Here is a 4,012-nt window from a genome sequence, read left to right as displayed (position 1 = left end):
TCCCGCTCCCGCCGAGGCCCCTCCCGCCGGTCCGCCCGTCGGTGCTCCCCCGCCGCCCACGGTCGACAGGCGGCCGCGGCGACGGCGCCGCTCCCCGGCCGGGTGGGTGACGGCCGGGGCGCTGGTGGTGCTGGCGGCCCTGGGCGGTGTGCTGTTCTGGGCCTACGGCCAGTACTCCCCGCCGCCCGCAGAGCCGGTCGGCAACACCCCCAGCGAGGAGGTCGTGGACACCCCCGCCGAGGTGGAGGAGGAGCCCGTCGAGGAGGAGGGCGGGGAGGAGGGTACCGGCGGAGGGACCGACACCTGGACGCCGCCCGCCGAGGAGACCGACGGCACCGGTGATCACACCGAGGTCGACTGCGACGCCGACCCGCACCACCCCGACTGCGTCGCCGTCGACCCGCCCGACTGCGAGACCGACCCGGACGCCTGCTGGGAGCCCGAGCCCGGCGAGGGCGAAGGTGAGGGTGAGGGCGAAGGTGAAGGCGAGGGCGGCGAAGGAGGCGAGGGTGAAGGCGGCGGCACCGGGGGCGGCGGCGTCGACCCCGGCGGGGACACGGAGCTGAAGACCCCCTGACGCGGTCCGCCTGTGCCTTTGGCATGTGTGGGATGTCCGAGAACGCCGCCTGTACGAAGTAGATCAAAATCGGGCATCCCAGACATCCCACCGAAAGCGCCGTTGACACTCCGTAGGGGACCCGCATAAGTTGTCATTGACAACATCCTCTTCGGGAAGAACGACACAGAGCACTATGGACGCCCACGTCAACGGCTCACCCGTATCCGTCCCCGACTCCCCCGCCACCAGCGCCGCCGCGCACCTGCGCGACGGCCTGGGCCTGACCGGCACCAAGATCGCCTGCGGCACCGGGGTCTGCGGTGCCTGCACGGTCCTCGTCGACGGCTCCCCCACCGTCTCCTGCCTGCTGCCCGCCGACCGGCTCGCCGGCCGCCGTGTCACCACCGTGGAGGGCCTGGGCGGCGACCACCCCGTCCAGCGCGCCTTCGCCGCCCACGACGGACTCCAGTGCGGGTTCTGCACCCCCGGGTTCGTCGTCGAGGCCTCGGTGTTCGTCGACACGTGGCGGGCCGAGCACGGCGACACCCGCCCCGGCCGGGAGGAGATCGCCGACGCCCTGGCCGGGCACCTGTGCCGCTGCGGCGCCTACGAGGGCATCTTCGCCGCCGTGGCCGCCGCCTGCGCCGGGGAGTTCGACGGCGAACCCGACCGGGACCCGCCGCGTGTGGACGCCCTGGACAAGGTCACCGGCCGCGCCCGCTACAGCGGCGACCACGCCCCGCCCGGCACCTGGGAGGGCGTCATCGTCCGCTCGGTGCTCCCCCACGCCCGGGTCCGCGCGGTGCACGCCGCCGATACCGCGACCCCGCTGATCGACCTGCTGCCCCCGGACCGCACCGTCCGCTACGTCGGCCAGCCGATCGCCGCCGTCGCCGCTCCCTCACCCGCACAGGCCCGGGCCGCGGCCGCGGCCGTGACCGTCGACTACGACCCCCGGCCCGCCGTGGCGGAGGTCGACGCCGCCCGCGCCCCCGACGCACCCCTGGTCCACCCCACCCGCGCCGAGCGGTCCGGTGCCCCCTCCTACGGCGAGGCCCCCACGCCCCCGGTGCCCTGGGCCGGGAACGTGCGCGGCCCGGGCACCCTGAGCTGGCGCGGCCCCACCGCCGTGCGGCGGCTGCGCGCCGCCGCCGAGGCGGGCGACCCGCTGCTGGTGGCCGGGGAGTACACCACCGCGACCCAACTGCACACACCGCTGGAACCGCACGTGTGCGTGGCCCACTGGCGCGAAGACGGCCTGCGCCTGTTCGCCTCCACCCAGTCCGTCAGCAAGCTCGCCGACCGGGTCGCCGCCCACTGGGGACTGGACCGGGACCGGGTGCACGTCGTCACCGAACACGTCGGCGGCGGCTTCGGCGCCAAGAACGGCGTCTCCGCCGACATGCGGGCCGCCGTCGAGCTGTCCCGGCTGGTGAAGGCCCCGGTCCGGGTCTCCTTCACCCGCGCCGAGGAGCTCACCGACGCCGGGCACCGCCCCGGCACCCGCACCCGGGTGGCCCTGCTGGCCGACCGGGACGGCGGCCTGGCCGCGATGAGCGTCGACTCCCACGGCGACGGCGGGGTCTCCGTGGGATCCACCACCGCCACCCTGGCCTTCTTCATGTACGGGCGCGCACCCCGCCGGGTGCGCGACTTCGACGTGGTCACCAACCGCCCGCCCGGCCTGCCCATGCGCGGCCCCGGCGGCCCGCCGATGGCCTGGGCGCTGGAGCAGGCCGTGGACGAGATGGCCCACCGGCTCGGCGAGGACCCCCTCGACCTGCGGCTGCGCTGGGACGGCAACCCCAAGCGCCGCGCCCTGTACGAGCGGGCCGCCCGCACCTCCCTGTGGCGTGAGCGGCCCCAGGGCCCGCGCACCGGCCGGTTCCGGCGCGGGGTGGGTGTGGCCGCCTCCAACTGGCTCTACCTGTTCGGCCCCAAGGCCCGGGTGGAGCTGCTCGTCCGGGGCGGGGAGCTGGTGGTCCGCGCGGCCACCCAGGACCTGGGCACCGGCATCCGCACGGTCCTCGCCACGACCGTCGCCGACGGCCTGGGGCTGCCCGCCGGCGGTGTGCGCGTGGAGATCGGCGACTCCTCGTCGGTGCACGGCACCGGTTCCTACGGCAGCCGCACCACCCCGTCTATGGGACCGGCCGCCGCGGACGCCGCGGACCGGCTGCGCGCCGCACTGCGCGAGCGCGACCCGGCCGTCCCCGCTCAGGGCCCCATCGACGAGCACGTGCTCAAGGAGGCACTGGCCGCCGCCGAGGGCCTGAGCGTGGTGGGCGAACGCGGCCGCGACCGGTGGGGGGCGCTGACCCCCGAGATATCCGACGACCTGGCCATCGGCCGGGGCTTGAGCGGCGCCGTGCACGTCATGGAGGTGGAGGTCGACACCCTGCTGGGGCGGGTGCGGCCCACCCGCTGCTGGGCGGGGATCGCCGCCGGGCGGATCTACTCCGAGCGCACCGCCCGCAACCAGTGCGAGGGCGCCGTGGTGCAGGGCGTGGGCTACGCCCTGTTCGAGGAGCGCCGCCACGACCCGCACACCGGGGCGATCCTCACCGACGACCTGGAGGACTACCGCATCCCGGGCATGGGCGACGTGCCCGAGACCGAGGTGTACTTCCACCAGGAGGGGTTCGAGCACGTCCCCGGCGGCGGGGTGGGCCTGGGCGAGGTGTCCGTGGTGGGCGTGGCCGCCGCCCTGGGCAACGCCGTCTTCGACGCCACCGGGTGGCGTCCCCGGGAGCTGCCTCTGCGCCCGGACCGACTGATCGAGGGGATCCGATGAGCACCGTTGTCCGACCCGACTCCCTGGACGGGGCGCTGGCCGCCCTGACCGCGGGGGCCCGCCCCCGCGCCGGGGGCCTGGAGCCGACCGGGACCGCCCCGGTGGTGGACCTGACCGGCATCGCCGACCTGCACAGGGTCGCCTCCGACGAGGACGGGACGATCCGGCTGGGGGCGCTGACCACGGTCGCCGCCCTGACCGAGCTCATCGGGTACCCGGCGCTGGCCCTGGCCGCCGGGGCGCTGGCCACCCCGCAGGTGCGGGGCACCGCCACGGTGGGCGGCAACCTGCTCCAGGGCGGCCGCTGCCCCTACCTGCACCACCCGGCGTTCCCCGGCGCGCACGCCGAGGGCCGGGACTGCCCCTCCCGGGAGGGCGACCACCTGCACGGGGTCGTGTTCGACACCGGCGGGTGCACCGCGCCCCACCCGTCGTCGCTGGCGGTGGCGCTGCTGGCCTACGACGCCCGGGTCAGGGCCGTCGGGCCGGCGGGGACGCGCACGTTCCCCCTGGCCGAGCTGTACGAGCCCGCCGACCCCGTCCGCGACCACCGGCTCTCCCCCGACGAGGTGCTGACGGCGGTGCTGCTGCCCGCCCCGGTGCCGGGTGAGCGGGCGGCGCACCGGCGGGCCGCCGGGCGGGCGCGGGCCGAGTGGCCG

Annotated in this window: 2 protein-coding genes and 1 pseudogene; all 3 read left to right on the top strand. The window is 76.5% G+C overall.

Annotated features, from left to right (window positions below):
- Window positions 1-577: pseudogene (locus tag QJS33_RS31015) on the top strand (hypothetical protein); the annotation flags it as partial.
- A gap of 175 nt (window positions 578-752) precedes the next feature.
- Window positions 753-3,353: a molybdopterin-dependent oxidoreductase gene (locus QJS33_RS31010; protein WP_306371629.1), complete on the top strand. Its 2,601-nt coding sequence runs from the start codon at window positions 753-755 to the stop codon at window positions 3,351-3,353.
- Window positions 3,350-4,012, top strand: a 663-nt coding sequence (locus QJS33_RS31005; RefSeq protein ID WP_306371628.1) for an FAD binding domain-containing protein, incomplete at its 3' end; no start/stop codon positions are given. The genes QJS33_RS31010 and QJS33_RS31005, both read left to right, overlap by 4 nt.

The sequence above is a fragment of the Nocardiopsis sp. CC223A genome (genome assembly GCF_030766825.1).
Lineage (GTDB): Bacteria > Actinomycetota > Actinomycetes > Streptosporangiales > Streptosporangiaceae > Nocardiopsis.
The sequence above is the reverse complement of the archived record's forward strand: the minus strand, read 5'-3'. Positions and strand labels throughout refer to the sequence as shown.

Bases quoted from the DNA above. Each gene is read 5' to 3' on its own strand.
- QJS33_RS31010 (WP_306371629.1), top strand. From the start codon at position 753: ATGGACGCCCACGTCAACGGCTCACCCGTATCCGTCCCCGACTCCCCC.